The organism is Brevibacillus sp. SAFN-007a, from assembly GCF_051967035.1.
Lineage (GTDB): Bacteria > Bacillota > Bacilli > Brevibacillales > Brevibacillaceae > Brevibacillus.
Genome location: NZ_JBQCKK010000022.1, coordinates 1 through 18,736, shown reverse-complemented (window position 1 = coordinate 18,736; position 18,736 = coordinate 1). Strand labels below are relative to the sequence as shown.

At 42.2% G+C, this 18,736-nt stretch carries 21 protein-coding genes and 1 riboswitch; of the genes, 4 read left to right on the top strand and 17 right to left on the bottom strand.

Translation table 11 applies throughout. The annotated features are described in order from the left end of the window. Positions 1 to 112: 112 nt before the first annotated feature. The 3 genes from ACTHO6_RS18330 to ACTHO6_RS18320 are packed head-to-tail and all read right to left on the bottom strand — an operon-like array spanning position 113 to position 2,573. Positions 113 to 964 carry a dicarboxylate/amino acid:cation symporter gene (locus ACTHO6_RS18330; protein ID WP_440243155.1) on the bottom strand — a complete coding sequence of 284 codons (852 nt, stop codon included), beginning with the start codon at positions 962 to 964 and terminating at the stop codon, positions 113 to 115. Between the two features lie 17 nt (positions 965 to 981). Further along, positions 982 to 1,395, bottom strand: coding sequence for a cation:dicarboxylate symporter family transporter (locus ACTHO6_RS18325; RefSeq protein ID WP_440243138.1), 414 nt, complete (start codon positions 1,393 to 1,395; stop codon positions 982 to 984). A 29-nt stretch (positions 1,396 to 1,424) separates the two neighbouring features. After that, positions 1,425 to 2,573 (bottom strand): threonine synthase, encoded by a 1,149-nt coding sequence (locus ACTHO6_RS18320; protein WP_440243137.1) that lies wholly within the window; start codon positions 2,571 to 2,573, stop codon positions 1,425 to 1,427. Between the two features lie 122 nt (positions 2,574 to 2,695). Between ACTHO6_RS18320 and ACTHO6_RS18315 the strand changes: the two genes are divergently transcribed. Beyond that, positions 2,696 to 3,574 (top strand): LysR family transcriptional regulator, encoded by an 879-nt coding sequence (locus tag ACTHO6_RS18315; RefSeq protein WP_440243136.1) that lies wholly within the window; start codon positions 2,696 to 2,698, stop codon positions 3,572 to 3,574. Between the two features lie 474 nt (positions 3,575 to 4,048). After that, entirely contained in the window at positions 4,049 to 4,423 is a 375-nt protein-coding gene (locus ACTHO6_RS18310) for a hypothetical protein (RefSeq protein ID WP_440243135.1), read from the top strand. Positions 4,424 to 4,829: 406 nt separating this feature from the next. On the opposite strand, the gene ACTHO6_RS18305 is transcribed toward ACTHO6_RS18310, so the two are convergent. The 13 genes from ACTHO6_RS18305 to ACTHO6_RS18245 all read right to left on the bottom strand — a co-directional run bounded on the left by ACTHO6_RS18305 (position 4,830) and on the right by ACTHO6_RS18245 (position 16,034). Continuing rightward, positions 4,830 to 5,723 carry a plastocyanin/azurin family copper-binding protein gene (locus tag ACTHO6_RS18305; protein WP_440243134.1) on the bottom strand — a complete coding sequence of 298 codons (894 nt, stop codon included), beginning with the start codon at positions 5,721 to 5,723 and terminating at the stop codon, positions 4,830 to 4,832. Positions 5,724 to 6,269: 546 nt separating this feature from the next. Beyond that, positions 6,270 to 7,610, bottom strand: coding sequence for a sensor histidine kinase (locus ACTHO6_RS18300; RefSeq protein ID WP_440243133.1), 1,341 nt, complete (start codon positions 7,608 to 7,610; stop codon positions 6,270 to 6,272). Between the two features lie 9 nt (positions 7,611 to 7,619). Further along, positions 7,620 to 8,312, bottom strand: coding sequence for a response regulator transcription factor (locus tag ACTHO6_RS18295; RefSeq protein ID WP_122905087.1), 693 nt, complete (start codon positions 8,310 to 8,312; stop codon positions 7,620 to 7,622). Between the two features lie 39 nt (positions 8,313 to 8,351). Then, positions 8,352 to 9,128 (bottom strand): prolipoprotein diacylglyceryl transferase, encoded by a 777-nt coding sequence (gene lgt / locus ACTHO6_RS18290; RefSeq protein WP_122905086.1) that lies wholly within the window; start codon positions 9,126 to 9,128, stop codon positions 8,352 to 8,354. Next, positions 9,125 to 9,844, bottom strand: a complete 720-nt coding sequence (locus ACTHO6_RS18285) for a prolipoprotein diacylglyceryl transferase family protein (protein WP_440243132.1) — start codon at positions 9,842 to 9,844, stop codon at positions 9,125 to 9,127. The genes lgt and ACTHO6_RS18285 overlap by 4 nt, the downstream gene beginning before the upstream one ends. Position 9,845: 1 nt before the next feature. Continuing rightward, positions 9,846 to 10,364, bottom strand: coding sequence for a TlpA family protein disulfide reductase (locus ACTHO6_RS18280; protein WP_440243131.1), 519 nt, complete (start codon positions 10,362 to 10,364; stop codon positions 9,846 to 9,848). Further along, on the bottom strand, positions 10,361 to 10,942 hold the full coding sequence (locus ACTHO6_RS18275; protein ID WP_122905083.1) for a TVP38/TMEM64 family protein: 582 nt from the start codon (positions 10,940 to 10,942) through the stop codon (positions 10,361 to 10,363). Before ACTHO6_RS18275 ends, ACTHO6_RS18280 begins: the two co-directional genes overlap by 4 nt. Positions 10,943 to 11,062: 120 nt before the next feature. Beyond that, positions 11,063 to 11,602, bottom strand: a complete 540-nt coding sequence (locus ACTHO6_RS18270; protein WP_440243130.1) for a FixH family protein — start codon at positions 11,600 to 11,602, stop codon at positions 11,063 to 11,065. A 29-nt stretch (positions 11,603 to 11,631) separates the two neighbouring features. Next, positions 11,632 to 12,828: a murein hydrolase activator EnvC family protein gene (locus tag ACTHO6_RS18265; protein WP_122905081.1), complete on the bottom strand. Its 1,197-nt coding sequence runs from the start codon at positions 12,826 to 12,828 to the stop codon at positions 11,632 to 11,634. 191 nt (positions 12,829 to 13,019) lie between these two features. Continuing rightward, the gene (locus tag ACTHO6_RS18260; RefSeq protein ID WP_440243129.1) at positions 13,020 to 14,822 is read right to left on the bottom strand and encodes an ATP-binding protein; all 1,803 of its coding nucleotides are present in this window, start codon (positions 14,820 to 14,822) and stop codon (positions 13,020 to 13,022) included. A 13-nt stretch (positions 14,823 to 14,835) separates the two neighbouring features. Beyond that, complete coding sequence (locus tag ACTHO6_RS18255) at positions 14,836 to 14,982, bottom strand: CbtB domain-containing protein (RefSeq protein ID WP_440243154.1); 147 nt, start codon at positions 14,980 to 14,982, stop codon at positions 14,836 to 14,838. 34 nt (positions 14,983 to 15,016) lie between these two features. Continuing rightward, complete coding sequence (locus tag ACTHO6_RS18250) at positions 15,017 to 15,487, bottom strand: hypothetical protein (protein WP_440243128.1); 471 nt, start codon at positions 15,485 to 15,487, stop codon at positions 15,017 to 15,019. Positions 15,488 to 15,515: 28 nt separating this feature from the next. Further along, entirely contained in the window at positions 15,516 to 16,034 is a 519-nt protein-coding gene (locus ACTHO6_RS18245) for a hypothetical protein (RefSeq protein ID WP_122905077.1), read from the bottom strand. Positions 16,035 to 16,165: 131 nt separating this feature from the next. Then, a riboswitch (cobalamin riboswitch) is annotated at positions 16,166 to 16,372 on the bottom strand. Between the two features lie 609 nt (positions 16,373 to 16,981). On the opposite strand from ACTHO6_RS18245, the gene ACTHO6_RS18240 reads away from it, so the two are divergent. Both ACTHO6_RS18240 and ACTHO6_RS18235 read left to right on the top strand, forming a co-directional pair. Then, entirely contained in the window at positions 16,982 to 17,761 is a 780-nt protein-coding gene (locus ACTHO6_RS18240; protein ID WP_440243127.1) for a hypothetical protein, read from the top strand. Positions 17,762 to 17,876: 115 nt separating this feature from the next. Continuing rightward, complete coding sequence (locus tag ACTHO6_RS18235) at positions 17,877 to 18,110, top strand: hypothetical protein (RefSeq protein ID WP_148039117.1); 234 nt, start codon at positions 17,877 to 17,879, stop codon at positions 18,108 to 18,110. Positions 18,111 to 18,409: 299 nt separating this feature from the next. On the opposite strand, the gene ACTHO6_RS18230 is transcribed toward ACTHO6_RS18235, so the two are convergent. Further along, entirely contained in the window at positions 18,410 to 18,691 is a 282-nt protein-coding gene (locus tag ACTHO6_RS18230; RefSeq protein WP_440243126.1) for a spore coat protein, read from the bottom strand. Positions 18,692 to 18,736: the final 45 nt, after the last annotated feature.

Here is an 18,736-nt window from a genome sequence, read left to right as displayed (position 1 = left end):
CGAGAAAAGAATAAGGGCGGATGGTTCTCCATCTAACGATAGTAATAAAGGGGTAGATGAACCAAAATGTGCATGAATACTCTCTAATGGGCCAATCTGGCAAGATGCTCAGTCATGTAACTGCACTTTGATCTTTTAATTGAGTAGAATAATTTAATTTCTTGTCAATCACACTGGCACACACGGCATCTCCCAATACGTTAACCGATGTCAACGGCATATCGACTAGACGGAACAACCCCATAATAATTGCTATTCCTACTCCCTCAATTGGCAATCCGACGGCAAGGAAAATCATAGAAAGCGATACAAAGCCTCCACCGGGGATGGCTGGGGCGCCAACAGAATCCAACAATGAGATGAAGATGATCGTGAGATACTCCGTGAAACCAAGATGAATACCGTTTAGTTGTGCAACAAATACAGCAGCAACACCGTGACTCAATGATGCGCCGTTCATATTCATTGTCATTCCAAGAGTGAGAACAAAGGAGCTTACATTCTTTGACATTTTTAATTCATTTTCACAACAACTTTTCGTAATAGGAAGGCTTGCAGCACTGCTACTAGTTGCAAAACCGGTTCCAATGGCAGGCATCATTTTTCCGAAAAAATCAAAAGGATTTGTTTTTGATAAAAAGGCGAGCATCGACCCATAAACGATGAAAACTTGTATTGCCAAGCCAATAAGAATGGCCATCAAATATTTTGCAATAGAGCCAACCAACTCTATCCCCGCATTGCCCATTGCCTCGGCAACAAGTGCAAAAGCAGCATATGGAATAACTTTCATAAAAATTTGGACGAGTTTCATCATCAGTTCATTTAACTGATTTACCAATATTCGCATTGTTTCCGCTTTTTCTCCTAGCATGGCCATAGCGATACCAAAGAAAATGGAAAAGATAAGAACCTGCAACATGTTTCCAGTAGCCATTGCACCTATTGCATTACTAGGAATGATATTTAATACTGTTTCTTTTAGTGTAGGCGGTTTTGTAGTATCTGATGATGAACTACCATGGCCACCACTACTTCCGTCTGATAAGGGGTTGCATGTTCCGGAAGAGTTACATTTATTCCCGGCCCCACCACTATGGTGGTTAAAATCCCAACCGTACAGGCAATTATGGTTGTAATAACAAATAAAGACATTGTTCTTGTACCAAGTTGCCCCAATTTCTTTACACTGCCTGTTGCCGTGATACTGGTGACAATCGCTGAAAATACCAGCGGGATAACAACCATTTGGATGGCCTTAATGAATAAACTGCCAACCGGGTCAAAAATATAATTGTTCAGTGGATCATAAACAACTGGAGCATAAATACTCAATCCTAGTCCAGTACCGATGCCCATCAATATGCCAATAAGCGTTTTTGTCGCCAAATTCATTGGCTATTCCCCCCATAGATCTTTCTGCTCTAAATCCCTTTAAAACCGTGTGAAGTGACGATGAGAACGATTCGATCATCCTCGTCAACTTTTCCTGATTGGACGAGCTTGGACACCGCCGACCAGGTAACTGCGGAAGCACCTTCGGCAAAAATCCCTTTCCTTGCCAAATTTCCTTGGGTCTTCTCTACTTCTTCATTGGATACAACTACCGCTCCCCCTCCAGAGGATTGAATCGCATGTAACGATTGATAGGTTACCGTATTACCTCCTATTGAGGGTAACAACCTCGAATCGCCTGGAAATTCCCCCCGGTAATCTCGTCCGGCCAAAACTTCAACCAGACGGGGAAAAGGCTCGACAGCATAGAGGCGGGGCAGTTGTTCAATCCATCTCATCCGTTTCGCTTCAACAAATCCTGCCCAAATTCCCCATAGAAGATCCCCTCTTGCACAAGGAACAACAACCGCTGTCGGCGGTGTCTTCTGCATCTGTTCGACTATTTCTAACCCCACAGTTACATATCCTTGAACGCCAAATAAGTTACTTCCCACCGGTGGTACATGGTAATTTGTTGCTGGATACCCCCCCTCTTCCTCAACCAACTTCCTAACAATTTCCCAACGCCCAATGGAATCGGAAACTTTAATAATTTCCGCCCCTGTCATGCGAATCGCTTTCTCCCATAGATGATGTATTTGTGATGTGGTGACAATCTTACAGTGAATTCCTGCCGCGGCTGCATATGCAGCCAGTGAAACACCAGCGTTTCCGCTTGACGCCGCAATCACCGCTGGACATTGCAATGACATGGCCCGAGCTACAACGAGCGGACTCATTCGATCTTTGTGGGATCCGGTTGGATTTTGTCCTTCGTTTTTTATCCAAACCGTTGGAACCCCGAGTTCATTTTCTAATCCTTTTACCTCAATGATTGGTGTGCCACCTTCACCTAAAGTAGGAAAGGTACGGTAAGGTAAACGATCGACATAGCGAAACATTCCTCTCGCCGAATTATTAATGTTCCATGGCTCCTGCTGCTCGTACGTCACTTGTAGACTAACCGGATATCCTTGTTCCAAACAGCGGGGACACCCCGTGAAATAGTCAGCAGGTACGTATTCATGTTCACACCTTAAACAAGTAAATTTATCGACCAACCCGTTCCATTCGTACATATCTTCCCTCCTTTCAGACTGAATTATCTAAATATTAAGAAGGTATTTTCGATTTGTAAAACGAATATTTTCAATGATCTTCATTTCGTTTCTCGATGGTTTGCAATACAGGAGGAGACAAAATGGATGTAGATCAGTTAAAAGCGTTTTTGCTCGTTGTGAATACGAAAAGCTTTACCCGTGCGGCGGAGTCGATGAATGTTGTCCAATCGACAATTACGACACGAATTCAAATGTTGGAAAGAGAATTAGGTAAAGAACTGTTTAAACGGGATAAGCGCCAAATCAGCTTAACTTCTGCGGGAAGAAGCTTTTTACCCTATGCAGAAAGGATTGTGGAATTATCAAGAGAAGGCATGAAGGTCGTGCAGCTGGAGCATTCGTTCCATGATCAATTGGTAGTTGGTACCACGCATGCGATATGGGACTATGTCATTTTTGAGGCAATTGATCGTTTTCACACAACATATCCGGATATTTCGGTACGAATGGTCACCGAACATTCAAGCATTATTATTCGAAAAATGATAGACGGATTAATTGATTGGGGCATTGTTTTTTACCCCGTACATCACTCGAAGTTGGAACTGATTCCAATCATAGAAGACACCTTTGAACTTATTGCAGCTCCCACTTTTACCACTCCCCCAATTCCTTTGATTCCTGACGATTTACGCACACTTCCGTATGTACATTTGAATTGGGGCGGTTCCTTCTCCGATTGGATACAGCAAATTTTTGGAAGCCATTATGTATTCCCGTTAGAAGTAGATCATGTTTCGCTTCTATTGAAGTTTCTACAAAGCAAACAGGGTGTCGGGTTTCTACCACGCTCGGTAGCAAAAAGTTTAATTCATAACGGAGTAGTAATAAGCCTTCCGTTCATCACAGATACACCTATACCGAAACGTATGATATACCTTGTGCAAAGGAAAGGGAATATCAGCATTGAACATACAGAAAAATTAACCGAGTATATTAAAATTGCATTTTCTCAATGAACCGTCTCTCTTTTTTCTACAAATTCTTCTGTTAAAATCGTACTGAATACAGCAATAATATGATTCATGAACCATTATTTGAAGGAGTTTCTCATTAATGCGAACAGTGGAATTAGAAACACCATTTTAGATCCTTTCTTGGCTGGTACCGATCTCTGTTTATTTTCGGTTATTATTTGTATACAGAGCACTAAACCGTGGATGAGAACAGAACAAGTACGCTTGGCTATGCAACTGACCATTGTTGCCGCAAAGTATACTTTTTCATAGCAAGAACTCTTTTGCATGTCAGCCACAAAAACAAGCATGTTGTCATTGATGATCAAAAGCGATTTTTTTTATCGCTAAATGCGTATTAGTTCTAATACCCTGAACGAAGTATGGCGAAGCCGTTGTTTTATACATGGAAAAATGGAAACAAAAATTAAATTTAGATCGTCTTACTTACATAAATGACATAAGGAGGGTTGATTTATGTTTAAAGTGTCGGTAGCTGTAGTAATGGGTATCCTGCTTTTTGCAGGCATCTACTCGTATCCAACAACTGTTGACCCCATACCAACTAACTCTTCGCCGAATTCAGCCAGTTATATCGACTTGATAAAATGGGGCGGCATCACTTACGTAAAATCCTTTGAAAAGAAAATTTCAAAAAATGAAGTTGGCGACAAAATTGGTGAGATTAAATTTAAAGTGGTGGGAAGCGGCAAAAGTCCCGATTATCAAATCAAAGATGGAGACGCCACTTTTCTTGAGGAAGGAACTGCTTTTTACAAAATTAAAAACTCCCAGGATATTGCTGTTTATTTAGGCGATAAATGGGTGGTTTATGAAAAGACAAATTATTAAAAGCAGAACGCTGCCAATCTTGCAGCGTTCACTGGTTGTCGAGAAAGTCTCAATGGCCTGTTTTTTTCAATGAACTATTAACCGCGCTTAACATACTAAATTATCACGAATATTTCATCATGCAGGGGTTTTTAAGAACAGGAGTTGAAGTATTAATAATTCTGTATCGAGCATTTATTACCATATAATTGCTCCATGAGGTGTACCAAGCCCACACAAAACTTAAATAATCGCTGTATGAAAGAGGAGCAGTCAAACGTACTAGTCATCTTTTTAATGGATCCATATCTATATGGAGTAACCAGATACTTCTCTCTGTTCTTGATAATCCGATCCGCCATTTTGTGTCGTGATGTCTGATCCTATAGTGATTGGCGGGAATCTGTATGTAATCACAAAGACATCATTACAGAACGGTAATACTTCCAACCATGCCACTTTCCTTGTGCCCTGGGATTGTACAATAAAACTGATAAGTCCCGGTAGCCGTGGCCATGAAAACGACGGTAGCCGTTCCCCCTGGTTTGGCATGAAGATGCACCTTCTTAGCAGCTGTGTTTTCGTGTTGAGAAGCGTAATCGGACGTGGGTTGAATCACGATGTGTTTATTCGAAACCAGTTCAAAATCGTGCTCCACGTTCCCTCCATTTTTTAACGTAACTTTAATGGGTATATCTTTTTTGATTACAAACTCATTAGGTTTATAGGAAAAGTCAACAGCAACGAGATTCACTACTTCTAGAGTGGTCTCCCCTTTTTCTGTGAATTGAAAGGAGAACGGTAGAGATTGATACCAAATGAATGCGCCGGTCAGAAGAACAGCGGGCAGCATTGGATTATGTATCGTGAACACCCACTTTTTCTCCTCTCTGTTTTCTTTCCCCTTAGTTTCAATTAACTTCGCAAATATCAGAAGACTGGCCGTGTATAACATAACAAAAAGAAATAAGAGTGGAACCACCTTATCAGCAGGGAGCATCTCCCCAAGCATTGCCCCCATCATGCCAGCCATAATACCGGAAAATGTTCCTTCTATCGTGCAAAGAATGGACAAAGGAATCCCGAAAAGAAACCCTACACTACCTGCCAAAATCATTCCCCACATTGTGGAGGTATACAGATCCCCTTGATAAACGGCACCAAATAAAAGTCCAGTCATTAGACCGACCATCATGCCTATTGCCATTCCGATTATCATCCCGTGCATATGATCGAGATGCTTTTTTCTTTTCCAGACAAACCATGTGAACCACCCAAACGACAATCCGATGTACGCTAAAACCTGATAGGTCCCATTCATGATACCGCCCCCGAGTATAATTTCATCAGTACAATTTATGCGGTTATGAAAAAAACAGGACAAGAATAAAAACCCTCCGATCACTTCGTGAGGGGTCACCGTTGCTGGTTTCTTTAATTCGCGTACTCTTTTCGACCACATCGTGGTGATGGTTGACTTGGACACAGCATCAAGCAACGACGTAGGTTCGTCAGCCATTATCGTATGCCAATTAGGGCCAATTTTAAATTTTGTGTCTAGACAAATTTGTACCCCCTAAAATTCTTTGATTTTTCCAAGAGATCACTTTTGCAGCAGTCAACGATCATGGGCTCTTTTTGACTTCTTAAAAATCAATGCTTTTACGAAAAAACATTTAACAAAATTGAAAAATTCCCTAAAAATATTGACAGGTTGACGCCCATTCTCCCTCACAAACCAAGTATTAAAAATCAATACGAAAACAGAACACGAGCCTTAGAAGCGATTCTAGAGGCTCGTTTTTTGAAAATGATGTTGATCGTACAGAATGCGACTTTTGAATTGCTCTCGTGACCGAGCTTTTTATCACTTGCGTAAAGATGGTAATCGGATCGTTACTATAGTTCCTTTCCCCAACTCACTTTCAATCTTAATTTCTCCTTGATGGGCTTCCACGATTCCCTTTGCGATGGTTAGTCCAAGTCCGGATCCACCCCGTTCCCTGTTGCGTGACCGATCGCCACGATAAAACCTTTCAAAGACATGCGGAAGATCTTCTTCGGGAATACCGATACCATTGTCCTGTATTGTTATCAGCACCGTCTCACGATCTTTTTCGACGGAAACAACTACCTCTCCATTTGGCTCCGTATGTTTGAGCGAATTGGTGAGCAGATTGGAAAAAACTTGTGCTAACCTTTGTTTATCACCCACAACTAACGCCAACCGTTCCAGCCTGGGAATCAACAGAATATTTTTTCGCTGAAACGAAGACTTCATGGATTCCACAATCTCTTTCGCGACATCACTAACATCCAGTTCTTCCTTAGATATGCGGAAGGCACCTGCTTCTGTTTGAACGACTTGATCTAGATCGCTTACTAGCCTCGTCAAACGAAGTACTTCGGATCTAGTGGATTCCAGATGTTCTGGACTTGCCTCCCATACACCGTCGATCATTCCCTCAATTTGGGCCAACAATGTATTTAATGGCGTGCGCAATTCATGGGCAATGTCTGAAGTCAATCTTTTTCTTAGCTCTTCTTGTTTTTGTAAACTCGTAATCAGTTGATTAAATGTGTACACTAACTCAGACAGTTCATTCTGGTCCTGCGGAATCGGTACCCTAACAGAATAATTACCATTTGCAACTGATACCGCTGCCTTACTCATGTGTACGATAGGCTGTACAATTCGACGTGCTATGATGATGCTAGTGATCGATGCGATTAATAGTAATACCAACATTGTCCATTGCATTGCTTTTGTATGAGCAATCTGAAAATGTTCTTCCAACGACATGGCCGAATTATCAGCATTGTGTAAAATATAGATGTACCCAATACTTTCATTACCAAGCGTTATAGGAATCGTATTTGCATTCGAATAAGGTTGAGCATTACCTTCTCGATGATTACCTACCATTCTAAGGATTTGATGATTCTTGTCATAAAGTGTGATTTCAAGGTCCAGTACCTTTGCCAAGGCTGCCAATTTTGAAAAGACGCCGTTTCCCCATCCGTTTTCTTTTTGATATTCCTCACGCACAAGTGAGATAATTTCCTCACGATGCTTTTTGCTTAAATCCTGCAGATAAAAGGAAAAGTGATAATCCATTTCTTTAATGGACAATAACATCGATACCAGAATACCACTTGCACTTACAATCATTAGTACGAGAGCTAGCTTGACCCAAATTTTTCGCATCTGCTACCCTCAATTCTTTGTAGGATCCTCAAACCGATAGCCTAAACCGTATACGGTCTTCAAATATACAGGTTGTTTCGGATCATCCTCGATTTTTTGCCGCAGGTTTTTGACATGGGTGTCGATCGTTCGATCACTACCATGAAAATCAAGCCCTAAAACCTCCGAAACTAGTTCTTCCCTGCTCCAAGTGCGTCCAGGGTGCCGGATTAATGTTGTGAGTAAACGAAATTCATTAGGAGTTAATTCTACAGGTATCCCATTCTTCGTGACAGTTTTGTAGGTTAGTGAAATTGCCAACTCACCAATTTGGATGTGATCACTAAGCGTTTGGTATTCTCCGCTCCTCCTTAAAATGGCTCTAACTCGAGCAACTAACTCACGTGGGCTAAATGGCTTTACCAGATAATCGTCTGCACCAAGTTCCAATCCTTTGATTCGGTCTGATTCACCGCTTTTCGCCGTTAACATCAAGATGGGAACCCGAGAATGTTTTCGGATCTCTTTACATACCTCTTCGCCGTTAATATCTGGGAGCATCAGGTCCAAAACAAGTAATCCAATAGGGTATGTTAATGCTAACTCGATTGCTTCCTTCCCGTTTTCTGATGTTATGACGTGATACCCGTCCTTTTTTAAATATGAGGAGAGGATCTCAAGAACCTGTGGTTCATCATCTACAATGAGTATAGTGGAAGACATTCAAGACACCTCCCTATTACATTCTATCCCGTTCATACGTTACGAGACGTCGCCCCTTTTTTCACGAAAAACTATGGCGATGGCAAACATTATCATCAATACGATTATTGCGAAACTAGTCCATTGCGCAGCCGTCCAGTCGAGCAAATACCTAGGTGTGTCTCCTCTTAAAAATTCAAGAGCAAATCTGCCTAATGCGTACAGGGATTGGTACGTAACAAAGAGAATGCCTTTCGGAAGTTTTTTTGTTTTCATTGCGATCAAGATACCAAAAATAATAAAATCCCATTGTCCTTCCCAAATTTCAGCCGGCCACAACGGTTGCGATCCGTAGCGTTCATAGGCAATCGTCCCTTCCGGATAGACGATTCCAAAATTACTCCCGGTCGGCGATCCAAATGCATCGCCATTCAAAAAACAAGCAATCCGCCCTATTCCTTGTCCAAAGACAACTGCAGGGGCCAACGTATCAACAAAGTCCCAAAAGGACAACTTATGTCGCCACGTATAATAAATCGCGGAAGCAATACCGCCGATAATCGCTCCCTGTATAGATAAACCACCGTTCCAAATTGCGATTATCTCCAGCGGGTGAGTCGAATAATACGCCCATTGAAAAAACAGAACCTCCCACAATCTTGCCCCGATTAAAGCAGAAATGACCGCTGTAACTGCAAACGGGGATATATGATCACGATATACGGTATCTCTGGCCAGATATCGCGCGATCCCGACAGCTAAGAGGATGGCTAGGACGACCACGAGTCCGTAGGAACGGACTGGATAATCGCCAAGATAAAACAGAACGACTTTCATGTTATATCCTTCCCTTCTTTTTTATACGTGTTGAATATAATGCTTAAAGCGGCAACTACAATGAAGAAAAGCTGCTGAAGAGACAGACCGAGAAAATATGGTGTTGTATACTGGAAGAATGTCAACGTCATCTGAAACAAACTAAAGTACAACAGAAATGAACCAAATGATACAGACTTTCCTCTTCTTTTCGCCCATATCATCAACAGTCCACTAGCAATTCCAAAAATGAGTTGATACAGACCTAATGGATGATATCGGTACGAAGATTGATCAACTGCTATTCCCCAGGGCATTTCAGTCACCGTTCCGACACTTCGGTTCAGAAGGAAAAACACCACAAATCCACTTAATAGTCCGAATGGCAATACTTCCGTTATTTTTTCTGCCGGTATGCTGTCTTTTCGAATTTTGTAGGTTATAAACCATACTCCTGCAGCAACACCTAGGTATAATCCTAGATCCGTACCGGTGGAAAGCAAAAAACTAAATAGGTTCAAGGTTTCGTCCAACAGCAACGTAGGCTGTAAAACGAGTGGGGATAGCTTCCAAATGGCTAAAACAATTAAACCGCTTTTGAATAGAGCGTCTGTTATGGGTTCTCGAGACGGTTCCCCTTTTAACAGCCTCGATATCACGAAATAAGCGACCAATCCGGAAAAGGTCATGGAAAGCCATTCGACATTTGTGAGCTGATGTAATAAACGAATCATCATGTTACCGAACCAACTCTTTCATGTATTGTTCAAACGATCCAGGATCCGTTGCACCAATGATTTTTTGTGTGATGATGCCATTTGTGTTAATAAAGTATGTGGTCGGAATGGAAATCACCTGATACAGATTTGCTATCTTACCCGTTTCATCCAGCAGAATAGGAAACGAGAGTCCAAATTCTTTTACAAACGCTTTTGCAGATTCAACATCATCATTGGCTGTAAGATTAATCGCGTAGAAATCCAAACGATCTTTGTACTTCTCGTATAACTCTTTTAAGTATGGCACCTCTTCCCGGCAGGGACCACACCAGGACGCCCAGAAGTTCAGAATAACCGGCTTATCGCGTTTCCCGGCAACTTGGTAGGTTTGGTTATCCAGTGACGACAGTGAAAAATGAGGAGCTGTAAATCCTATCTTGGGAATCTGGTCAGGTGAACCGTTTTTTGTCTGGTTATTGTTGTAGATGGCAATTACCGCCAACATGATAATAAACAGAATCGCAATACTTTTTTTCATAAATGCTCCCCCTTTTTACGTCTTGACCAGAATATCAAGAAGACAAGGCTTCCCAATATCAGCGATACGGCCAAACGGGATTTGTTTTCCGAGAGAAATACGATATCATGCCCAACAAACGTCTCGAAAACCAAGGAAGGAATTTTCCCGATCAATGTAGCCAACAGAAAATCCAAAAGAGATATCCTTGTCAGAGAGGCACCGAAGTTGACAAATCCGGACGGCAAAAGGGGGTTAACCCGCAGTAGGACTATGCCTGCCATTTGCTTTAGCCGGGAAGCTTGGTTGACTCTTTGTACCCAATTGCTTTCCGACCATTTCCTCAGTTTTCTTGACTTACCTACTCCCCAACGATAGAGCTGGAATGCCAGTACTGCTCCCGTCACTTCACCCACCAAAGAAACGAGAAAACCTCCCATCAGACCAAATACGATTGCATTTGCTCCCGATAAAAAAATGGAAGGCAGCACTCCCGTTATACTGATGACCACATTGAGCAGTATACTGCCTGCAATAGCGATCACTCCCCAGGACCGTAACCATTCCGCGATCGCTTCTACGTTTGTAATCCAATCCACAGTGACCTCCTAACCCGTCTATCCGTTTCTTGTAAGGTAAGTATAGAATCAAAATATGTAGGAATTATGGAGCGCCGGAAAGAAAAAGATGGTCACGAATCATCCGTGCCATCCTAGTTGTCATGGGTTCCGTTTTCTTACCCACATCAACATCAATATTCCTGCTACTACAAACACGAGTATGAACAAATACACGGGCATCCAATTGTTTTCCGGATCTTTAGCCTTTAACGGGGTTGTGAATTCAGCCTCATATTTTTGATCGGTTGGATTTACTTGCCTTTGTTCAGAGTGACCGCGGATGGCTTTTATTTTTACGATCCATTCTCCGGCAGTAGGCAATGCGACTACACCCTTATACTCGCCATTCTGTTCATGAATAAGAGTAGCCTCAATCTTTTCTTGGCCTTTCGTGAAAACTGCTGTAACTTGTGCGTCGGTAACTGCTGTGGCACTTTCGAGTTCTCCCATCTCACCATTCTTTACCTTTGCCTCTACGACACCAACATAAAATACGGTATCCGTTTGTGCGATTATTGGTCCATCATACGAGATACCGGTTATATACCACCCGTTTTCAACATCTGCCTTCACGCCTGGGATGGTAATCGTCCATACAAATAAAAAAACGATACAAATCAAAATAGCCTTTATTCTCAACTCGGTACTTCCTCCTTCTTATGTCTTACTTACTTCAGAAAGCCGTCGGGATCTACGGCCTGCTCATTTTTGTAAACGGTAAAATGGAGATGGTTCCCTGTAGAACGCCCAGTAGAACCAACCTCGGCAATTTTCTCACCACGTTTTACCGTTTGCCCGACTTTTACCATAATGCCTCCTTCGCGGATGTGAGCATACAACGTGGTGATTTCTTCATTATGTTTGATAGCAATTACGTTTCCGTAACCGCGCAAATAACTGGCGACAGTTACAACGCCGTCTTCGGCGGCATAGATATCGGTCCCTTTGGGAGCAGCCATATCAAGACCATTATGCCCTGACGACTTCCCGGTAATCGGATCTTTTCTTAAACCAAAGGAAGACGTCAAACGGTAACTGCTTGGTGGCAACGGGAGAAAAAGTTGACCTCCAGAATAAGTACTAGAGTATACGTTCTTATTCTTTTGTCTTGTTTCCGCGATCTTTTTGGATTCAGCGGTGATCAATTGCAGCAAGTTTTGTTCTTCCTCTTCCCTTATGTCAGAGAGTTTTGCCTGCTGTTCTTTCAATGCTGCTTTTACCAACATACTCTTTTTGTACTGTTGATCAAGAGAGATCTTCAGATTCTCAGATTCTTCCACCAACGACTCAATTACCGACAACGAAGCTCTTATTTTTTCTTCCTGTTGCCGGAGAAGCGCTTTGTCTTTTTGGTGAGCCTCCAATATTGTTGTGTCTTGTTCAACAATCATTTGGATTATCTTCCAACGAAGGAGAAAATCACTAAAACTCTTCGAACCAAAAATTACATCCAAATAGGTTGTCGATCCCTGCTCATACATGGCTTTGACTCTTGCCCGCAGTACCGACTCCCGTTTTGCAATCCGTTTGGAAACTTGATCCAGTTCCTTATGTATCTGCACCATCTGTTGTTTTGTCAGTGCTATTCTATTTTCCAAACGGTCTATTTTGGTTTGGAGCTCGTTTCTTCTTAGGTCAATCACCATCAGCTCATCGTCCAATTGTTTGCTTTGTTTTTGTATCGTCTGAATTTGTGAATCAATGTTTTTCATAGATTGGACTTTCTTCCGCTTTTGAGCGCGAATTTCATCAAGTTGCTTTTGAATCTTGGAAACGGACTCTTGTTGTGCTAAGCCTTCTGAGTACGGAATCAAGCTCCATGAAATGAAGAATGCTAGTGCAGCAATAAATGCCCTTGTTTTCATGTGTAACTCCTAATGTTATTAAAGAGTTAATAGAACAAGAACAGTTTACGAAAAAGATGTGTAGAAAATATGGAGGTATTTCGGGGAATGCTGATTAGTTTAAATAGATTCTACTGGTCGAAAGTTTAAGGAGGTTAAGAAAACAAACAAAACCCTTGGTCTCCCTACTACAAGACCAAGGGTTTGTGAAATTACACTTTGCAACTGACCTGTAACGACGAGGAGGAGGATGTCTGGTTTGAATCCATTTGCTCTTCTATTGACTTGCAGATGATTAGTGCTTGTTGTACATGTTCCTCTAGAACAACGGGAGAATCTGCTTGTACAGCAATGTCTCCTGCTGCACGAATAAGTCCTCCCAGTTCTCGAAGACGGGTCGTCAGTTTATCTGGATAACCGGACATCTCCTTCGCTTTATTTATCACAGCTTCGACTGCTTCACGGGTGAAATGCGGGATTTTTCCGTCCCTGCGTACTTCCTGTGCTACAAACAGAGTCAATTTATAGCGATTTTCTTCGGTATCATCCATGGTTGTCTTCATGTAGATTTCGTACCCGTATCCGCGGATCCTTGACCGTAAAGCAGGATGAATTTTGTCAACGTCCGACAGATTACCAGCCAGAACCATCAGGAAGTCACACGGTACAGGTTCTGTTCGAATCATTGTTCCGCTTGACCCCGGCGAAAGCCCTGTGATGCTCAGTTTCTTTTCCTGAAAAGCGGTAAGCAGGGACTGCTGGGATTCCAGCGAGAGAGTGGAGACTTCATCAATAAAAAGTACGCCATTGTGTGCCAAATGGATTGCACCGGGTTCAACCAAGTGATGTGGCATCGCCTCTAATCCTCCGGATTGATAAGGGTCATGACGTACATCTCCGAGTAAGGCCCCAGCGTGGAGTCCTGTCGCATCAATGAACGGAGCTCGTGATGTGTTTCGATGGTTTACTAGGAATTTTGGCAATTGACTTGTGGATTTGGCTTTTATGGTTTTCCCGAACCAATAGAACAATGGGATTGCAAACAGTCCACCCATGATGTAAATGGGATTATCTCGGGTAACGGAGTAAAATACAGAAACAAACAGAGACACAGTACAGGCAAACCCTACAATCCAACGAAGAGTTAAGACACTGGTGTAAACATCCTTTTCCCGTTGCTTAATAATTCTCTCCGCTTCACCTGCCGGGAGTCTTCTTACTCGTGGAACATTTCTCTCCTCTTCGTTCAACTCCACAATGATATCTTCCAACGAAGAAGCGGGAAGTAATTCAGACATGGCCTTCGCCAGCATGCTTTTTCCTGTGCCTGGCTCGCCAATAAGAAGTACCGAACGTTTTTGTCGAGCGGCCAATTTGATAATGTCTACGGCCCGCTCTTGTCCAATGACTTGATCGATTAACCTGGAGGGCACAGGAAGCTCTTCCGTAGTGACATAATGTTTTGTCAACACAACAGGTTTGTCGTTCTTTCCCAACAGAGGGGCGATGTGTGTCTTGACGATTGTGTTTACTTTTGCCGATGAATCAGATTGGAGATGAGAGTACACAGACAGAAGCCGCTCCCGTACAAACGGAATTTCCCAAAGCTTGATAAAAGTCAGGGCGGCCGTTTGACGTACCTTGTCGGAAGGATGAGAGAAAGCTTTTTCCCAGAAGGACCATACTTCGTCAAAGCTAACGGCTGATGCTGCCACAATACCCTTTGCAGCCCCTTCTCGGACATACAAATTGTCATCATCCGCCAGAGTAAACCAGATTTCCGCTGCCTTCTTTCCACCAGCTTGCAAAAATCTATAGAGTTCCCTTCCGGCTATGTAGCGAAGCACCCAGCGTGAATCCTTACTGAATTGTATCAAGATGACAAACAACCTCTCTGGATCCCTCTCCCATAAGCGAATGAACATTGAAATCGTTTGTTCAAGCAATCTAACTTGTCGCCTATGAGCAAACCTGTGCATGGCCATTGAAAAAAGCTGTACAATGACGGTGTTCAATGGTTCTACCACCTTAATGGCATGGAATAAACATCAGAGCATGTCGTAATTCATGAAGGGAATCGTGTACGGGAGCATAACCAGAGAACAGGGTGGTATATAGGACAATTCCGGCGAGAAAAAGAACTGCGGCTAACTGGGCCGGCAAAGAAAGGAACATGTTTTTCACGTTGTATTTTTTTGCATGTTCGAACTTATGCGACATCAGGGTACTCTCCCTTCCATTTTCGATTTGTTTTTCCCCATCGTGTAACACTTACCCCCACAACCATTCCAAAAGCGATAACTGACAGTAGAAACACCATGGTTTTGACTTTAAAAGCAAAAGGAGGATGAAACCCCTCTACCTCTACGGTTACTTTCTTCTCTGCAAGAATAGATTTTGTGGCTGGATCGACAAGCGAAATGGTTACCTCATGTTCTGCTCCATCAAAGAATTGCATAGCAAATTTATATGATCCATCGGGGGAACTGCTTTTCATTGACATGATTTCGGCTTTGTCCTCCAATCGGATCGCATGGAACTGAACTTCATACGGGCCTCTTTCTTGACCTGACGTTTCGAGTTTCCCTTCAAAATAGGCCAGTTCCCCGACCCGAGCATGATGGTCGCCACCCCCTTGATCGGATCCATGTGCAAAAACAGTGGAGCTTGTCATTGACATAAGCAGTACACTAACTAGGAGTACAACCCTAAACCGCATGGACACGTTTCCTCCCTCTCGATAAGACATAGCCGACAACAAAGCCAAAAGCAACCAATATCGCAATAAAAATAACAGCATTTTTTACTTCTTCCGGATTCTCATTGATGGTAATGACAAGCTCGTGAGTTCCTGCAGCTTTTCCTTCACCATCCACTACGTCTACTTTTAGATGATAATCGCCCCGAATGGGAAACATGTACTGAAAGGTTGCCTTCCCGTTTTCTATCGGCAAAGTCGCGTCAATTAAATCCGTTCCTTCCACAATGGGAAAATCCGTTGGCGAAAAGAATTTGCGTTCAGGACTACGAAGGAAGATATGAGCAGTACCGTTCTGGATATTGGCAAACATAAGTTCTACCTCTGCGGTATCCAAATCTGGGCGTACGTCTCCCCCTTGTTCATTCTGTACGTTTGCGATTATCGATTCTCCGGCTGTTACAGGTGAGTTCGAAAACATCAAAGCGAAAATGATAGCGATGATTCCTAGAAAAGTCACCTTCGTCATGTCTTTCTACTCCTTTTCTTATGATGGCGAACCCGAACAAAAAAGCACTTTCTACAAATGTGCAGAAAGTGCCTATAGACGCGACAAAACAAGCGTCATCTATACACACCTCCCTATCCTCGTAGGTACTGTTGTGATCAAGAAAAAAGGTAGGTCTCCTGGCTCATGGATCAAACGCACGTAGCTGAATAACTACATTCAGCTTGCTTAAGCCTTCCCGTTAGGACACAGTGACCTAAGCGTGCTCTCCAATAACAGTGGCGGGACCGCGACGGATTTGCACCGTTCTTCCCTTTTAAGAAACGCTGCAGCGTTTCACCTTTTTTCCACTATATTCAATTGTCAAACAAGCTATGTACATTATAGTCCATTATAGGTTACTTGTATAATACAAATCATAAAACGATCATCGTTCCACTGTGATCGTCTTTTCCGTAGCATCACTATTACCCCAACTTAAAATGGTTATCGGAAATAAACACAAAGAATATGACAGTACAAACTCCAGCGGCTCCTAATAACATGATTCAGGTTCGTGTATACTGTTGAAACAGTCGAACAACTCCTAAACTGGCAAGCGAACCGGTAGTCAAAAGGTAGGCAACACCAATCCAAAACTGTTCCCAAGTTAAGTTAGACAAATCTACAATCCCCAAAGCAACACACCTTCCCTGTCTCACTTTAATCAAACGTGCTTTTTAACACATGATTACTATATCAGGACTCCATCCTAATTGACTATCGGAAATCTGATTCGACACGAAACTTTCAAGTCTCGATTCGTATAGAAAGCCATCGCCCCTGTCCGGTAATCGTTTCAAATAAAAAGAGGATAGCAGTAATCAAAATATTTTCCTTATAAAACCATAATTTCTAAGTATTGACAAATATATTTCCAGTATTTTGTTATAATTTTGTAAATTTGTATATGTTGGGAGGTAGAAACAATGATCAAAGAAGCAGTAATCAAAAAAGCTTTTTCATTGCTTGGCATCATGACTCTAACTTTTAGTGTATTATTGGGAGGCGGAATCGAAAAAGGTTATGCAGTTGAAACAAAAAAGGGGAAGGATTCTGAAAACTGCAAGAGTGTCGATGAGTTTTTAGCATCTGATGCGTACGAGGCTAAGGTGTTTAAAGACAAAGGGTATAAAGAGTTTGTTATTAAAAATCCGGAAGAGTTTGTTAAAAAAGCAGGATTAAAAAAAACTGACCCTAAACTCAAGGCCAAAAGTGTGATAATTAGAGTACCTCTCGAAGAAAGTAATGACGAAAAAGTCTACCAATACAACAAAGACAGTCGTGATGGCAAAAACAATCGTGAAGGCGAAGTTACCACACAGGACTTAGATCTAAAACCGGATTATGTGACTGTGACAGATACTTCGTATGCGTGCGGCGTTGAAGAAATTCAAAGAGTAAGCGGTTCCAAAGGTACCTTAACTTTGACAGTTTCAGAAAAGGTTGCGGCTACCTTCAGTGCAAACGTTTCGGTCAGTGCAGAAATTGTTTCTGCTGGAGTAGGGTTTAACGTTACAAGTGAATATACTGTAACAGATTCTAATACGGTAGACACGAACGGAAGATTTACAGAGCTGGTTGCTTATCCGTATTATAGAATCAAGTACTTTGACGTATATGATGAGGCGACCTTCGGATCAGATAACTATCTTGGTAGTGGTGAAGCATGGAAACCGATTGGTGTTTGCTTCGCTGTTTTCGATTAAAAAAGGGGAATTCCCCCTTTTTTGTTTTATGTAAAAATTTATGTTATGCTAATTAGACATGAATAACTAGAAAGGATTCCCTACTTAATGTGATTAAAGGGTGGGATTAGATCACATGGCAAAAAAAATTGTGGGTATAGGGTTTTGTTTAATATCCGCTTTGTTATTTTCAACTCGATATATTTGTGCGGCAATTTACAGTATCAGCTCTGCAAATACTCCTAGCTCATTTGGTTCCACAGAATTCAATAAGTGGCTCGATTATATTGGAAACACACCATTAATCCTTAGCATTCTGGCATTAGCCCTTGGCATAGGTTACTTAGTTTGGTCAGAAAAGGATGAATAGCCAAAGCTGTAACGTGGTAACGGCCATCGTTACAAACACGTGTGGGCGTGGAAACTAGGGGTCTGTCAATGATTTTGTGTAAACTCCAATAGTCGTTAGGTTCAGCGGAGATATGGTTAAACTCGCTCTGGAAACTGAATGGACAACTGAAACAGAACGACAGCCCAGAATCTTCCAAAGATGAATCCTTATTTGAGTCCAATACCACCAATTATTTCACTATCGATCCTCGTTAGCGTAAAAAAGCACCCTCTTGGGTGCTTACCAGACAGCGTCCTCAATACACCGCCTTCCCAGTGCTATAGCGTAGGTGCATTCAAAGCGGTCTGGATGTTCTGCAGGTCGAACTGGTATTGCTCTTTCACGTTCCACGGGTGGTACCAGCCACGCTCCATCAGATACATCGAGATTCGCTCGTGCATGTCGATTGCTTCCTCTAATTGCTTAATGAGCATCGCCTTAATTTCTGGAGTGTAGGCCTCCGTTACCGCCATAGCGTAGTTTCTCACGCCGCTCTTCGCAGCGATCAGAAAGTCCATCGCAATAACTGAGTCTGTAAAATAATTTGTGTAAACTCTCAACCTCTAAACTACAATTATGAGTAGAAAGGTTGGGAGATTTTTATG